The organism is Allobosea sp. ASV33, assembly GCF_016428755.1.
GTDB lineage: Bacteria > Pseudomonadota > Alphaproteobacteria > Rhizobiales > Beijerinckiaceae > Allobosea.
On the sequence record NZ_JAELTI010000387.1, the window covers coordinates 1 to 283 of the forward strand.

1 protein-coding gene is annotated in these 283 nt (G+C 72.1%); it reads left to right on the forward strand.

The window, feature by feature from the left end; genetic code table 11:
- Positions 1-283: PAS domain-containing protein (locus tag JHD80_RS28340; RefSeq protein WP_199094004.1), on the forward strand; the 283-nt coding region annotated here is incomplete at both ends.

The following is a 283-nucleotide window of genomic DNA, read 5'->3' on the forward strand; positions in this document are numbered from 1 at the left end:
CCAGGAAGCCGAAAGGCTGCGCGCCGCGCTCGATCACGGCCGCGCCAGCGTCATGCTCTGCGATCCCGCCGGGCGCGTCGTCTATGTCAGCAAGGCGCTGCTGCGCTTCTTCGGCGAGGCGCAGGAGGATTTCCGCGCCGCCTTTCCGGGTTGCTCGGCCAAGGACATGCTCGGCCGCGTCATGGAGCGCGTCCAGGGCGAGCACCAGCCGCTCGGCGGCCAGCCGGTGCGGCTGACGCTCGGCCGCCGGACCATCTGCCTGACCCTGACCGCCATGGTGCGC